Genomic DNA, 13163 nt, shown 5'->3' on the forward strand with positions numbered 1-13163 from the left:
CGACCGTCGGGTTTCAGCCACCCAGCAGGGCCTCGCCGAGGGCGTCCAGCACGGTGTCCTCGGCGGGCAGTTGGGTCCGCAGGCTGAGGGTGTCGCGCAGGTGGCGCTCCAGCGGGTGGCGGCGGTCGAGCCCGGCGCTGCCGGCGAGGGTGAGGGCCCGCTGCACGGTGTCGCCCGCGGTGCGGGCGGCGAGCAACTGGACGGCGGGGGCCCGGGTGGCGGCGGCCGGGTCGGCGTCGGTGCGGGCGGCGAGGCCGTGCACGAGTTCCTCGGCGCCGGTGAGCGCGGCGGCGAGTTCGCCGAGCGGGCGGCGGTGGGCGGCGGCGGTGTCGCGCAGCCGCCCGGCGGACCAGTCGAGCGCGGCCCTGGCGGTGCCCAGCAGGACGGCGGTGAGCGCGAGTTGGTGCCAGGCCGCGGCGACCGGGTCCGGGGCGGTCGTGGCGCCCCGGGGCAGCAGCACGGCGTCGGTGCCGATCCGGGCGTCCTCCAGCAGGACGTCGTGGCCGGCGGCGGCGCGCAGGCCGAGCTGGTCGGCGGCGGGGTCGATCTCCAGGCCGGGGCTGTCGGCGCGGACCAGGAACAGCCCGGTGCGCGGCTGGTTCTCCGCGGTGCGGGCCTCGACGACCAGCCAGGCGAGCGCTTCGGCGCCGGGGCAGTGGGGGGCGCGGCCGCTGAGCCGCCAGGCGTCGCCGTGCCAGTGGGCGGTGACGGCGGGCGGCCGCCCGGCCGGGGCGCGCAGGGTGCCGACCAGGGCGGGGCCGCGGCGGGACTCGGTGAGCAGCCGCCGGTAGAGCGCGGCGGGCCAGGGCGCGGTGCGGGCCTGTTCGGCGTGGTGCAGCAGGGTGTGCGCGGTGAGCAGGGCGACGGAGGCGTCGCCGCGGCCGAGCCGGGCCAGCACCCGGACGGTGTCGGCGAGCCCGGCGCCCGGTCCGCCGTGCCGGCGGCCGACGGTGAGGGTGAGCAGTCCGGCCTCGTGGACGGTCTCGACGCCCTGGTAGGGGAAGGTGCCGTCGCGGTCGTGTTCGGCGGCCCGGGCCGCCAGCAGGTCGGTCACCCGGGGCAGCCGGGCGAGGGCGCGCTCGACGGCGCCGTCGGCGGGGTCGGCTGCGACGGGGGCGGGGACGGTCGGCTGCGCTGCGGTGCGGGTCATGGCGGGGGCCTCCGGGCCGGGCGGCGTGGGTGGTCGGGCGTCCGTGACTGGGGTGTCAGGAGGCCGGACAGGCCGCGCCGGCGGTGCGCCGGAGGTCCACGTGCAGGCGTCGGGTCAGCAGCAGCGGCCGGGGCATCCTCGTCAGCCCTGCTGGAACATCTCCGCCGGAAGCGGCTTCAGGAGCTGGTAGAGATCGTCCGAAATCGGCCGGTCCCAGGAGGCGATGGTGACCTGGACGCCGTCGCTGCGGCCGAACTGCGAGCAGTAGAGCCGCTCCTCGGTGACCTTGACCTTGCGGACGATCAGCAGGTCGTCGCCGAGCATGACCGGGAAGTCCTCGGCCGAGACGAAGTCGACCTGTTCCTCGTTCTCCAGCGAGGCGAGCAGCTGGCGGGCCTCCAGGGGCACGCCGTCCTCGCTCTCGCGGGCGGGCGACTCCTGCGGGACGTTCCCGATCAGCATGGCCGGGCCGCGGCCGCCGAGCAGGTCGTACTGCAGGAAAATGCCTTGGCAGGAACCGTCCTGACCAGCCAGGATCATGGCACCGAAGTCGCCGGGCCAGTCGCCCGGATCCATGGCCAGTACGTCGAAGTCCGGGCCGGCGGGCTGTCCGGAGCGACGGCGGAGAAATGACATGGGCCCATCGTACGTGCCCGGTGGGCGGCGCCCGGTGAGCGGGTCCGCGATCAGGCCGAGATCTACGCTCAGGGACCAATGTTGACTCTGAGCAACCGTCCGGGCTACGTTCGGTTCAGCACGACGGCCGCTCCGGGGCGAGATCCACAGGGGGCGGCTTGTCGCAGCGTGCCTTGCGCGCATTCCCTCACTGCGCACGCGGTCGTGTGAACTCCGAGCACCATTTGCTGATTCAATGGTCCTTAGACTGTTCCTGGAGCCTGCGGGTGATTCCGGCCGGCTCCGGGCTGTCGAGGCGCCGTGAGGATCGGCAGCACCTACATCCACATAACACCCAGAGCCAGGTTCGCGGGGCCCTTTGCCGTCGCGTTCGCGAACCTTGCCCGGATCACCGCCGCGTGGGGGCGTGCGGAATCCGGGCTCCGGCCCACCCGGGGAGTCGCTCTTCCCGGACGGGTCACTCCCGCTGCGACGGCTGCCGCACCCCTGTGCGGCACGGGGATGGGGAGAGCCCGTCATCGGCGCCGTTGACGGGCAGCAGAAGCGGGCGCCGTGCCTATACCGCGTGGGGGCGGTAGGCACGGCGTCTGCCTGCTCTTACTGTGCTGGCAGGCTTGTCGACCAGTCAACAAGATTCGGCCCATCAGAACTCTTTTGTAACCTCGGCGTATGCCCACTCGTCACCTGCGCGCGGGCTCCGGCCCCGGCCGCCCGGTCGGGGAACTCCTGGTCCGGGCCGGGCCGGCACAGTGACCGCGGTTCGGGCCGGCGCGGCCCGAACCGGCCAGAGGTTGGCCGGTTCCGCCGCTTCCGAGCCGCCCGGCTACTGCTGCGGCGGCTGGTTCTGCAGGTCGAACTCGCCGTCCCGGGCGCCCAGGACGAAGGCCCGCCACTCGGCGGGGGTGAAGATCAGCGACGGGCCGTCGGGCTCCGCGCCGTTGCGCATCGCGATGTACCCGTCGACGAAGGCGATCTGCACGCCCTGCTCGTCGCCGGGGGCGTGCTGCCACTCGGCGCCGCTCACGTCCAGCTCGATCTTGCGCCGCTCGTTCGCCGCCTGGGCTGCCTCTGCCGGCGTCATCCGCACGTCCTCCCGCTCGACTCCTGCCGGAGCCGTCCTCGATGGTCGATGCCGTCCTCGGTGGTCGGCCGGTGCCCAGCCTAGCCAGCCGGAGCCGCCCGGTCCGGCCGTTCCGCCCCGGAGGCCCGCGGACGGGGCGGGACTGGTCCGATCCGGCCGTCCGGCGGCGACACCTGTGCTAAGGAGGGCCGTTCCGGGCCGCGGACGGGCGAGGATGGGGCGACGAGCAGTCAGCCACGCACCCGGGAGCAGCCGATGGACCAGCGGGACGGCAGCCGCGCCGACGTCATCCCGATCACCACCGCGCCCTCGGCGCCGCCGGTGGGCGCCGCGACGGGCACCGTGACCGCGCCCGTGCCGTCCGTGCCGCGCCCCTCCCGTCCGGCCGGGCACGGGCGGGTGGGCCTGGTGCTGGTGTCGCAGAGCCAGGAACTGGCGGACGCGGTGCGGACGGTGGCGCTGGCCCTGGCGGAGGCGGACGATCCGGCTCCGGTGGTGGCGACCGGCGGCTCGCTCGCGGACGGGCCGGGCAGCAGCGCGGTGCTGGTCGCGGCGGCGGCCCGCCGGGTCGACCAGGGCCATGGGGTGGCGGTGCTGTGCGACCTGGACGGCCCGGTGCGCACGGTGCTGACCGTGCTGGCCGCGGCCGAGGAGCACGGCCTGCCGTTCCCGACCCGGTTCGCCGACGCCCCGTTCGTGGAGGGCGCGGTGGCCGCGGTGGCGACCGCGACCGCGGGCGGCGACCTGGCGGCGGTGCTGGACGCGGCGGAGGAGACCGCGCGCCGGCCGAAGCGCTGACCGGCCGCCGCGCCGTCCACCGGCCGGGGGTGTCCGAACGGATCGGTTCGGGCGCGACCGTGCGGGTTTCCGGCACGCCGGGCCCCGGTGCGCCGCTAGAGTCGGCCGCACCGGCCCGGTGGGGGGAGTCCCCGGGCCCGAGCGAGGGGTGGTGCGCGTCGATGCGTGTGGTGGTCACCGGCGGGGCGGGGTTCATCGGGGCCAATCTGGCCAGGGAGTTGACCTCCCGCCGGGAGGTGACGGAGGTCCGGGTGGTGGACGACCTGTCCACCGGCAGCAAGGCCAACCTGGCCGACGTCGACGTCGCCTTCTTCGAGGGCAGCATCCTCGACCCGGCCCTGCTGGACGCGGCGTTCACCGGCGCCGACGCGGTGGTGCACCTGGCGGCGCTGCCGTCCGTGCCGCGCTCGATCGCCGCCCCGCTGGCCAGCCACCGGGTCAACGCCACCGGCACCCTGGAGGTGCTGGAGGCGGCCCGCCGGGCGGGCGGCCTGTACGTCGCGGCGGCGTCCTCGTCCTCGGTGTACGGCGCCAACCGGGAGCTGCCCAAGCGCGAGTCGATGCGCCCGATGCCGATGAGCCCGTACGCGGTCTCCAAGCTGGCCGCCGAGTCCTACCTCGGCGCGTACCACCACTGCTACGGCCTGGGCGTGCTGCCGCTGCGCTTCTTCAACGTCTTCGGGCCGCTGCAGGCCGCCGGGCACGCGTACGCGGCGGTGGTCCCGGCGTTCCTGGACGCGGCGCTGGCGGGCCGGCCGGTGACGGTGCACGGGGACGGGCTGCAGAGCCGCGACTTCACCTACGTCGGCACGGTCACCCAGGTGCTGGCCGAGGCGGTGCTGCGCCGGGTGGTCTCGGCGGACCCGGTGAACCTGGCCTTCGGGACGCGCACCTCGCTGCTGGAGCTGGTCGACCTGATGGGCGGGGTGCTGGGCGGCCCGGTCGCCGCCGAGCACGTCGACCCGCGGCCGGGGGACGTGCGGGACTCGCAGGCCGACAACGCGCGGCTGCGCGAGCTGTTCCCGGACGTGGTGCCCGTCCCGCTGGAGGAGGGCCTGCGGCGCACCGCGGACTGGTTCCGGACGCTCTGACCTCCGGTCGGGCGCGCGCCGGGCGCGCGCCCCCGGTCGGCTAGCGCTCCGTCAGTTCGAAGTGCGCCGTGTCCTTCCCGGCCAGGGCGCGGGCGATGCCGTCCCGCGCGCGGGCGTCCAGCTCGGGCAGCGCGTCCGGGTGGAACCAGCCGACCTCCAGGGACTCGTCGTCGTTGACCCGGGCCTCGCCGGACAGCGGGCGGCAGCGGAAGACCAGGTCCAAGTACTGGCTGCGGTCGCCGTTCGGGTACTCGATCACCGGCGAGACGTCGACCGCGACCAGCTGCTCGGGCCGCACCCGCACGCCGGTCTCCTCCAGGCACTCGCGCACCACGGTGTCGGCGGGCTGCTCCCCCGGATCGATGATGCCGCTGATCAGCGCCCACCTCCCGTTGTCGGCCCGCCGCCCGAGCAGCACCCGCCCGTCGTCGTCCACCACCACCGCCGACACCCCGGACAGCCACAGCGGCCGGTGGCCGACCACTGCGCGCAGTTCCGCCAGAAACGCAGGAATTCCCATGCCCCGGAGCCTATGCGCTGCGCGCGGCGGGGCGGGCTGCCGGGGCCGGGCGGGTCAGTGCGGCATCGGGCGGGCGGGGGTGCCGATGACGGTGGTGGCGGGCGGGACGTCGCGGGTGACGGTGGCGGCGGCGCCGACGAACGCGGCGCGGCCGACGGTGCGGCCCTGGAGGACCACGGCGCCGGAGCCGACCGTGCTGTCGTCGTCCAGGTGGACGGCGCCGGAGACGTTCGCGCCGGGGTAGACGGTGACGCGGGCGCCGAGCCGGCTGTCGTGGCCGACGGTGGCGTTGTAGTGCACCTGGCTGTGCGGGCCGAGCCGGACGCTGCTGGAGACGTGCGCGCCGCCCATCACCAGGCAGCCGGGGGCGAGTTCGGTCTTGGGGGCGATGATCGCCCGGGGGTGGACCAGGGTGACGGGGTGCCCGCCCGCCGCGTCCAGCAGCGCCGCCAGCCGGGCCCGCACGGCCGGGTCGGCGATGCCGATCAGGTACGGTGCGCCGGGCGGCAGTTCGGCGGGCTTGCGGACGGGCAGGCCGCGCACCTCTCCCCCGGCGAGCCGGTCGTCCAGGAACCCGGCGACCTCGGTGCCGGCGGCGAGCGCCACGTCCAGCGCCTCCCGGCCGACGCCGCCCGCGCCCGCGATCCACACCATGCGCCGTTCTCCGTCCTGCGTGCTGGTTCCGGTGGTCCGTCAGGTCCGTCAGGTCCGTCAGGTCCGTCAGGGAAAAAGTAGTCGGCCGGGCGGCCGCGGTCGTCCGCGGTCGCCCGGCCGGGTCGGGTCAGGCCTGGCCGCGCAGTTCCTCCCGGGCCAGCCGGGGCGCGGCCGCGGTGGCCTGTCGGGGCAGCACGATCCGGGGTGCGGCCGGGGCGGGTGCCTCGGCGGGGATCGGGAAGCCGGGGTTGACGCCGCCGGCGGCGGTGATGCCGGTGGGGCGCAGCAGCGTCTTCGCGGTGAGGGCGAGGATGCGCAGGTCGAGTGCCAGGCTGTGGTGCTCGATGTACCAGAGGTCGAGTTCGATGCGTTCGGGCCAGGTGATGGAGTTGCGGCCGCGAACCTGGGCCCAGCCGGTGAGGCCGGGGCGCAGGGCGAGGCGGCCGCGCTGGCGGTCGGAGTAGTGGGCGACCTGCTCGGGCAGGGTGGGGCGCGGGCCGATGACGCCCATGTCGCCGCGGACGACGTTCCACAGCTGCGGGAGTTCGTCCAGGCTGGTCTTGCGCAGCAGCGCGCCGAGGCGGGTGATGCGCGGGGCGTCGGGCTCGTCCTCGTAGTGCTTGTCGCGCATGGTGCGGAACTTGAGGATGCGGAACTCCTGGCCGTGCCGGCCGGAGCGGGTCTGTCGGAAGATCACCGGTCCGCCCATGGTGGCACGGATCAGGAGGGCGATCAGCAGGCCGAGCGGGACGGCGATGATCCCGGCCAGCGCGGTGACCGCGAGGTCCCCCCCTCGCTTCATTTCTCCCCCAACTGGGTTGGTGCGTTGTGGTGTTGTGGGCGCGCTTCGGGCTGCTCGGCGCGCGGGTGGTGCGGTCCGGGTCGCGGACGCGGTCAGTCGGTGTTCCAGCGCAGCCCGCGGCTGCGGGCGACGGCGGCGTAGGTCTCCAGCGAGACCCGGGCGACCGCGCGCTGGTCGAACTGGTCGAGGGCGCGGCGGCGGGCCGCCGCGCCCAGGCGTATCCGCAGCTCGGGCTCGGTGAGGAGCCGGTCGAGCGCGGTGGTCAGGGCGGCGGCGTCGGCCGCCGGGGCGAGCAGCAGGTGCTGGTCGTGGGTGCCGATCTCGCGGCAGCCGCGGATGTCGCTGAGCAGCAGGGGCAGGCCGCTGGCGGCGGCCTCCATGCCGGAGCGGGAGAAGCCCTCCCGGTAGGAGGGGAGGACGAAGACGTCGAGCGCGGCGTACACGGCGGGCATGTCGTCGCGGGCGCCGAGGAACTCCAGGCCGGCTTCGGCGGCGCGCAGGGCGTCGGGCTTGTCGGGGTCGTCGGGGCCGATCCACACGAAGCGGGCCTTGCCGGCCAGGGCGCGGGCGGCTTCGGCGTACTCGCGGATGCCCTTCTCGGCGACCCGGCGGCCGACCCCGCCGACCAGCAGTTCGTCCTCGGCGAGGCCGAGTTCGGTGCGCAGCCGGGCGCGCAGGGCGTCCCGCTGCGGGCCGGGGGCGGGGAAGCGGTCGAGGTCGACGCCGTTGCCGACCACGCGGGAACGTTTCGCCGGGACGCCCCAGCGGGCGAGCGTGGCGCGGTCCTCGGCGTTCTGGTAGAGCTCGGCGTGCGAGAAGCGGGCGGCCAGTGCCTCGGCGCCGAGCACGGCGAGCCGTTTGGCGAGCGGGTCGTGGGCCTGTGCCCACAGGCCGTGGCAGGTGTTGACGACCACGGGGACGCGGGCGAGCCGGCCCAGGACGCGGCCCAGGACGCCGGTCTTCGGGTTGTGGGTGTGCAGCACGTCGGGGCGGATCTCGCGCAGCGCGGCGAGCAGTTCGCGGGCGGCGGCGAGGTCGGCGCGCGGCTGCCAGGCGCGGGTGAGCGAGGGCAGCGGCCGGTGCCGGACGCCGAGTTGCTCGATCCGTTCCAGGTGGGGGCCGGGTGCGCTGAGGCCGTAGGTGCGCAGGCCGTGCTCGACGTCGACGGTGAGTTCGGTGGCGAGCAGCAGGTGCAGCGACATGTCGACGGTGGTGAGGTGGGCGACCTTCAGCGGGCGGCCGCCCTCGCCGCGCAGGCGGAGGGGGAGCTGCTCAGGCACCGGCGCCCACCGCCTTGGCGGTGGCGACGATCCGGGCGTAGGCGCGTTCCGGGACGAGCCGGCCGTACAGCTTGGCCCGGAAGAAGTCGATCGGGTCGGTCCGGCGGACCGGGACGCGGTGGAGGCGGACCGGGTCGTAGCCGGGCAGGTTCCGGCCGACCTGGCCGGTGGCGGAGGTGCGGAACCTGGCGCGCAGCGCGGCGTCCATGTGCGGGACGGGACGGCCCCAGGTGTAGGCGAAGTGCGCGGGGCGGGTGCCGAGGTGCTCCTCGACGTCGTCGCCGCAGGCGTCGAGTTCGGTGGTGGTGAGCAGTTCGGGGCGGGCGTGGCTGCGGGTGTGGTTGGCGACGGTGCACAGCCCGGAGGCGGTCATCTCGCGCAGTTGCTCCCAGCTGAGGCCGGTGGCGGGGGCGCCCTTGGCGGTGGAGCCCTCCCAGCGCATCGGGCGGCCGACCAGGCCGCTGGCCAGGTAGACGGTGAACGGCAGGGCGCGCTCCTTGAGCAGCGGCCAGGCCGTCTCGTAGGTGTCGGCGAAGCCGTCGTCGAAGGTGAGGACGGTGCTGGGGGTGCGCAGGCCGGCTTCCAGGCGGTCGGTGGCGGTGTCCAGCGGGACCACCCGGCCGGGCGGCAGTTCGGCGAGCAGGTCCACCTGGGCGGTGAAGTCGGCGGTGGCGAGGTCGAGCTCGTCGGCGGTTCCGCCGCCGACCCGGTGGTAGATGAGCACGGTGGCGCCTTCGCCGGGCGTCCGTCCGGCCGCGCGGGCCAGCTGCTGTTTGACCTTCGACCGGATGCCCCCGGCCTGGGCGGCGCTGCTCGCCATCGATCCCCCTCGCGGTGCCCCCGCACCGGACCTGTGACTCCCCCGGCCCGCGGCTGCCGCGGGCGATGCGCATCACAGTAGGGGGAAGTGTGGGGCTGGTGCCCCCGAAACGTGAAAGAAGTGCGTAGGTAGGCCGAAAATAAGCCGGTCCGACCGGTCCTGTCCCATTGGAGGGCGTTTCCGGTCGGCGGCTCGGGGCCGCCCCTCGCGGGAGCCGACGGCTCGAAGGGGACGGCGGCGGCTCAGGGGGTGGCACCGCCGCCGGGGCGGAGCAGGGCGACGCCGATCCGGACCAGCAGCAGCACCCCGGCGGCCAGGCAGCCGGCCACCGCCATCACCCAGGCCGGGCCGTCGCTCTGCGGGACCAGGAGCGCCACCGCGATGCCCATGCCCACGCACGCCACGGCGAGCAGGGCCAGCAGCGGCTGGTGGCGGCGCAGCGCACAGCCGCCGAACAGCGCAGACCAGCGGGTAGCGGCGCGGTCACTTCGGGTGTCTGCCATGCCTTCCACGGTAACCCGGTGCGGGCGGGCGGGCCACGGTCCTCCGGCCCTCGCACCGGGCCCGCCCGGTGCCCCCGGCCCGCCCGGGCCGCCCCGTCCGCACGCGCTCGCGGGCCCTTCCGGGCCGTTTCCGGACCTCCCGCGAAATCTCGCCGTCCGGCGTACAACCATCCCGGGACGTCGTGGGTCTCCACTACATTGAGCGATCCAGGAGCCGTCCGACGTGCGGGCCAGGGAGTGTCCGCCGCGGGCTAGATCACTCGGGTGCGGAGCCGCCGCGCCCGGGGTCGGAGGCCGGGCTCCGCCTGCCGACGGTACCGCCACGCCGCTTGCCGGCGACCGAGGGGGGAACCGTGTCGTACGCCACCACCGCCGCTGCCGTCTGCGCTCCGCCCCAGCCCGCCGTGCCGTCCTCCGCCGCCGCCCCGGTCCGGTCCGGGGAGCGCGGGCGGGACCGGAGCAGCTGGCTGCGCTTCAGCCCCGCCCAGCCGCTGTTCCGGGCCCGCGCCGCCCAGCGCCTGGCCGTGCTGGCGTACCACGGGATCACCGATCCGGCCTCGTTCGGCGCCCAGCTGGACCGGCTGCGGCGGCTGGCCACCCCGGTGTCGGTGCAGGACGTCGAGCGCTCGCTCGCCGAGGGGCGGCCGCTGCCGCCGCGCTCGGTGCTGGTGACCTTCGACGACCCGGACCGCACGGTGCTGCGGCACGCCCTGCCGGAGCTGGTGGCCCGGCGGATCCCGGCGGCCGCGTTCGTGATCGCGGAGCTGGTCGGCACCGAGAAGCCGTTCTGGTGGCACGAGGCGGCGTTCCTGGCCCGGCACGGCGGCCGGGCCCGGATGCTGCCCGGCGGCGCCCGGCCGGACCGGGTGCTGGCGCTGCTCAAGGCGATGCCGGACCCGGACCGCCGGCGCAGCCTCGCCGAGCTGCGGGTCTCCGCGCACCGCCGTCCGCCGGCCCAGGAGCAGCTGCGCCCGGAGGACCTGCACGTGCTGCGGGAGGCCGACGTCGCGGTGGGCAACCACACCCTGGGGCACCCCTCCCTGCGGCGCTGCGACGAGGCGACGGTGCACGCGGAGATCGCCGGTGCGCACCGGGCGCTGACCGGCTGGCTGGGCGAGGCCCCGACGGCGTTCGCCTACCCGGACGGCGGTTTCGACGAGCGGGCGGACGCGGTGCTGCGCCGGCTCGGCTACCGGCTGGGCTTCCTGTCCGACCACCGGCTGGGGCCCCGGCTGCCCGCGCACCCGCTGCGGATCAGCCGCCTGCAGGTCGACTCGACCACCTCGACGCGCCGCTTCGACACCATCCTGTCCGGCCTGGAGCCGGCGGTGCAGCGGCTGCTGGGCGCGCAGTCCTGACGTGCCCGAGGCCCGCACCCCTGCTGCTCCGGGGGTGCGGGCCTCGTCCGTGCGGGGGGGCGGTCAGGTGGTGGCGGTGGGGCGGATGCCGCGCATCCGGCCGATGGCGTAGACGGCGCCCGCCAGGGCGAGGTCGGAGAGCAGCATGAAGCCGATCGAGTAGCTGCCCTTGGCGCTGTAGATGGCGCCCATCACCAGCGGCGGGACGAACCCGCCGAGGCCGCCGATCGCGCCGACGATGCCGGTCACCGAGCCGACCTGGGCGACCGGGGTGACTTGGGCGACCAGGGCGAACACGGCGCCGCTGGTGGTGCCGAGGCCGGCCGCCATCACCATGAAGGCGATGGTGCCGACCGGGCTGAGGTCCGGGTCGAAGGCCTGCACGATGGCGAACAGCGCGGTGACCGCCAGGGCCCAGCAGGTCACCACGGCGGGGTGGACGCGGTCCGAGAGCCAGCCGCCGAACGGCCGGAAGATCACCGTGACCAGGGCGAACCCGGCGGCCTTGGTCCCGGCGTCGGTCGCGGACAGCTCGTACCAGGTCTTCAGGTACGTGGGCAGGTAGACGCCGAACGCGACGATGCCGCCGAAGCCGATCGCGTAGAGCGCGGACAGCTCCCAGGTCACCCGCAGCCGCCCGGCCTCGCCGAGCCGGGAGGCCAGCGAGGCGGTCGGGACCACCCGGTCGGGGCGGTCGCGCAGCAGCAGGAAGGAGACCACGGTGTAGGCGGCCAGCGCGACGGCCATCACCAGGAACGGCAGATCGTGGCCGTGCTTCCACAGCCGGGGGGTGAAGTAGCCGGACAGCGCGACGCCGCCCATGCCCATGCCGAACACGCCGACGCCCAGGCCGCGCTTGCTCGCCGGGAACCAGGAGTTCACCAGCGGCACGCCGATCGCGAAGGTGGTGCCGCCGAGCCCGAGGAAGAACCCGACCGCCAGCAGCGCCCCGTACGAGTCGCGGGCCGGGATCAGCAGCAGCACCGGGACGATGGTCAGCGCCGACATCAGCGGGAACATCAGCCGGGCCCCGAAGCGGTCGGTCAGCGCGCCGACCGGGACGCGGCCCAGCGAGCCGACGATCACCGGGACGGCGACCAGGAAGGACTGGGCGAACGACGTCATGTGCAGGGTCTTGTTGAACTCGCCGGCCAACGGGGCGATCAGGTTCCACGCCCAGAAGGTCAGCGCGAAGCCGATGGTGGCGACCACCAGGTTGGTGTAGGCCGTGCCCGACACCCGGTCGTCGCCCGGCGCCCGCTCGTTCGATGCTGTCAGCTGTCCCATGAGACCCAAGCCTCTGCGGGCAGGCCGCTCCCGGCCCGGGACACGCGCGGGGCGCGGTCATACCGTCATTCAAACGGAGCAGGAGGGCGCCGCCGGGGGCCCGGTAAGAACGGCGGGAGGCGAAACCAGGGGCCTGGTAAGAACGGCGGGAGGCACCATCAGGGGCCCGGGGAACGGCGGGTCCGTGCTGCTGACGGCCGGAGCCCATCGGTGTGTCCGTGCTGCTGCGTGTCCTTGACGGAACCAGAAGCAGATGCGCGCTCCGGCAGTGCACCGGCAGCAGACCGGGCCTCGCCGTTCCCCGAGCCCCTGGTTTCGCCTCCCGCCGTCCTTACCGAGCCCCTGGGGGGGTGCTGTCCCGTCGGCTGTCGGGGGCTTCGAGGTAGAGTCGGTGCTCGTGAAGATCGCCCTCGTGGACTCCGGAATCGGACTGCTCGCCGCCGCCGCCGCGATCCGTCGGGCCCGGCCCGACGCGGACCTGGTCGTCTCCTGTGACCCGGACGGCATGCCGTGGGGGCCCCGCACGCCCGAGGACATCACCGCGCACGCGCTGGCGTGCGCCCGGGCCGCGGCGGTGCACGGGCCGGAGGCCCTGGTCGTGGCCTGCAACACCGCGACGGTGCACGCGCTGGCGCACCTGCGGGCGGAGTTCGAGCCCGGCCTGCCGGTGATCGGAACGGTGCCGGCGATCAAGCCGGCCGCCGCGTCCGGCGGGACGGTGGCGATCTGGGCGACCTCGCGGACCACCGGCAGCGCCTACCAGCGCGGGCTGATCGCCGAGTTCGGCGGGGCCGCGCGGGTGCACGAGGTGGCCTGTCCGGAGCTGGCCGAGGCCGTGGAGCGGGCCGACGAGGCCGCGATCGCCGCGGCCGTCGCCTCGGCCGCCGCCCGCACCCCCGCCGGGACCACCGACGTGGTGCTGGGCTGCACCCACTACGAGCTGATCGACGACCGGATCTCCGCCGCGCTGGCGGGCCCGGTCCGGCTGCACGGCTCGGCCGACGCGATCGCCGCGCAGACCCTGCGCCGCCTCGGCCCCGGCACGCCCCCCGGCGGCGGCACGCTGACCGTGCTGCACTCGGGGCGCCCGTCCGTCCTGCCGGCCGAGGCGCTCGCCTACCCGCAGGGCGCGCTGCTGGCGGCCGCCGCCCGGGTCTGACCCCGGGCCGGGCCGCCCGCCGCC

Annotated in this window: 15 protein-coding genes; 4 read left to right on the forward strand and 11 right to left on the reverse strand. The window is 75.5% G+C overall.

What is annotated here, in order from left to right:
- Positions 1–13 precede the first annotated feature (13 nt).
- The 4 genes from HUT16_RS06800 to HUT16_RS06810 form a co-directional block, all read right to left on the reverse strand.
- On the reverse strand, positions 14–1150 hold the full coding sequence (locus HUT16_RS06800; protein WP_176186434.1) for an acyl-CoA dehydrogenase family protein: 1137 nt from the start codon (positions 1148–1150) through the stop codon (positions 14–16).
- A gap of 55 nt (positions 1151–1205) precedes the next feature.
- Positions 1206–1286, reverse strand: a complete 81-nt coding sequence (locus HUT16_RS39680) for a putative leader peptide (protein ID WP_341869173.1) — start codon at positions 1284–1286, stop codon at positions 1206–1208.
- Between the two features lie 5 nt (positions 1287–1291).
- On the reverse strand, positions 1292–1786 hold the full coding sequence (locus HUT16_RS06805; protein ID WP_033220617.1) for a hypothetical protein: 495 nt from the start codon (positions 1784–1786) through the stop codon (positions 1292–1294).
- 823 nt (positions 1787–2609) lie between these two features.
- Positions 2610–2867, reverse strand: coding sequence for a DUF397 domain-containing protein (locus HUT16_RS06810; protein WP_176186436.1), 258 nt, complete (start codon positions 2865–2867; stop codon positions 2610–2612).
- Positions 2868–3122: 255 nt separating this feature from the next.
- Here HUT16_RS06810 and HUT16_RS06815 point away from each other — a divergent pair, with 255 nt between their 5' ends.
- A complete protein-coding gene (locus HUT16_RS06815; protein WP_176186438.1) occupies positions 3123–3665 on the forward strand; it encodes a PTS-dependent dihydroxyacetone kinase phosphotransferase subunit DhaM in 543 nt (180 codons plus the stop codon).
- 161 nt (positions 3666–3826) lie between these two features.
- A complete protein-coding gene (locus HUT16_RS06820) occupies positions 3827–4756 on the forward strand; it encodes an NAD-dependent epimerase/dehydratase family protein (protein WP_176186440.1) in 930 nt (309 codons plus the stop codon).
- 40 nt (positions 4757–4796) lie between these two features.
- Here the strand turns inward: HUT16_RS06820 and HUT16_RS06825 are convergent, their stop codons facing one another.
- From HUT16_RS06825 to HUT16_RS06850, 6 genes are all read right to left on the reverse strand, one after another.
- Positions 4797–5276, reverse strand: coding sequence for an NUDIX domain-containing protein (locus HUT16_RS06825; protein ID WP_176186442.1), 480 nt, complete (start codon positions 5274–5276; stop codon positions 4797–4799).
- A 54-nt stretch (positions 5277–5330) separates the two neighbouring features.
- Entirely contained in the window at positions 5331–5930 is a 600-nt protein-coding gene (locus tag HUT16_RS06830) for a NeuD/PglB/VioB family sugar acetyltransferase (RefSeq protein ID WP_176186450.1), read from the reverse strand.
- Positions 5931–6057: 127 nt separating this feature from the next.
- Positions 6058–6732, reverse strand: coding sequence for a sugar transferase (locus tag HUT16_RS06835; RefSeq protein ID WP_176186452.1), 675 nt, complete (start codon positions 6730–6732; stop codon positions 6058–6060).
- A 92-nt stretch (positions 6733–6824) separates the two neighbouring features.
- Positions 6825–8012, reverse strand: a complete 1188-nt coding sequence (locus HUT16_RS06840; RefSeq protein WP_176186454.1) for a glycosyltransferase — start codon at positions 8010–8012, stop codon at positions 6825–6827.
- A complete protein-coding gene (locus HUT16_RS06845) occupies positions 8005–8832 on the reverse strand; it encodes a polysaccharide deacetylase family protein (RefSeq protein WP_176186456.1) in 828 nt (275 codons plus the stop codon). Before HUT16_RS06845 ends, HUT16_RS06840 begins: the two co-directional genes overlap by 8 nt.
- 242 nt (positions 8833–9074) lie before the next feature.
- The gene (locus tag HUT16_RS06850; protein WP_176186458.1) at positions 9075–9335 is read right to left on the reverse strand and encodes a hypothetical protein; all 261 of its coding nucleotides are present in this window, start codon (positions 9333–9335) and stop codon (positions 9075–9077) included.
- Between the two features lie 353 nt (positions 9336–9688).
- Between HUT16_RS06850 and HUT16_RS06855 the strand changes: the two genes are divergently transcribed.
- Positions 9689–10693 (forward strand): polysaccharide deacetylase family protein, encoded by a 1005-nt coding sequence (locus HUT16_RS06855; RefSeq protein ID WP_176186460.1) that lies wholly within the window; start codon positions 9689–9691, stop codon positions 10691–10693.
- A gap of 63 nt (positions 10694–10756) precedes the next feature.
- Here HUT16_RS06855 and HUT16_RS06860 read toward each other — a convergent pair whose 3' ends face one another.
- A complete protein-coding gene (locus HUT16_RS06860; protein WP_176186462.1) occupies positions 10757–11980 on the reverse strand; it encodes an MFS transporter in 1224 nt (407 codons plus the stop codon).
- Positions 11981–12377: 397 nt separating this feature from the next.
- Between HUT16_RS06860 and HUT16_RS06865 the strand changes: the two genes are divergently transcribed.
- Positions 12378–13139: a glutamate racemase gene (locus HUT16_RS06865; protein ID WP_176186464.1), complete on the forward strand. Its 762-nt coding sequence runs from the start codon at positions 12378–12380 to the stop codon at positions 13137–13139.
- Positions 13140–13163 lie beyond the last annotated feature (24 nt).

It is taken from the genome of Kitasatospora sp. NA04385 (assembly GCF_013364235.1).
Classification (GTDB): domain Bacteria; phylum Actinomycetota; class Actinomycetes; order Streptomycetales; family Streptomycetaceae; genus Kitasatospora.

What these genes read in the sequence shown, in the direction of transcription:
- HUT16_RS06810 (WP_176186436.1), bottom strand. Translation starts at nt 2,867, where the DNA reads ATGACGCCGGCAGAGGCAGCCCAGGCGGCGAACGAGCGGCGCAAGATC.
- HUT16_RS06835 (WP_176186452.1), bottom strand. Translation starts at nt 6,732, where the DNA reads ATGAAGCGAGGGGGGGACCTCGCGGTCACCGCGCTGGCCGGGATCATC.
- HUT16_RS06800 (WP_176186434.1), bottom strand. Translation starts at nt 1,150, where the DNA reads ATGACCCGCACCGCAGCGCAGCCGACCGTCCCCGCCCCCGTCGCAGCC.
- HUT16_RS39680 (WP_341869173.1), bottom strand. Translation starts at nt 1,286, where the DNA reads ATGCCCCGGCCGCTGCTGCTGACCCGACGCCTGCACGTGGACCTCCGG.
- HUT16_RS06850 (WP_176186458.1), bottom strand. Translation starts at nt 9,335, where the DNA reads ATGGCAGACACCCGAAGTGACCGCGCCGCTACCCGCTGGTCTGCGCTG.
- HUT16_RS06825 (WP_176186442.1), bottom strand. Translation starts at nt 5,276, where the DNA reads ATGGGAATTCCTGCGTTTCTGGCGGAACTGCGCGCAGTGGTCGGCCAC.
- HUT16_RS06845 (WP_176186456.1), bottom strand. Translation starts at nt 8,832, where the DNA reads ATGGCGAGCAGCGCCGCCCAGGCCGGGGGCATCCGGTCGAAGGTCAAA.
- HUT16_RS06820 (WP_176186440.1), top strand. Translation starts at nt 3,827, where the DNA reads ATGCGTGTGGTGGTCACCGGCGGGGCGGGGTTCATCGGGGCCAATCTG.
- HUT16_RS06815 (WP_176186438.1), top strand. Translation starts at nt 3,123, where the DNA reads ATGGACCAGCGGGACGGCAGCCGCGCCGACGTCATCCCGATCACCACC.
- HUT16_RS06860 (WP_176186462.1), bottom strand. Translation starts at nt 11,980, where the DNA reads ATGGGACAGCTGACAGCATCGAACGAGCGGGCGCCGGGCGACGACCGG.
- HUT16_RS06805 (WP_033220617.1), bottom strand. Translation starts at nt 1,786, where the DNA reads ATGTCATTTCTCCGCCGTCGCTCCGGACAGCCCGCCGGCCCGGACTTC.
- HUT16_RS06830 (WP_176186450.1), bottom strand. Translation starts at nt 5,930, where the DNA reads ATGGTGTGGATCGCGGGCGCGGGCGGCGTCGGCCGGGAGGCGCTGGAC.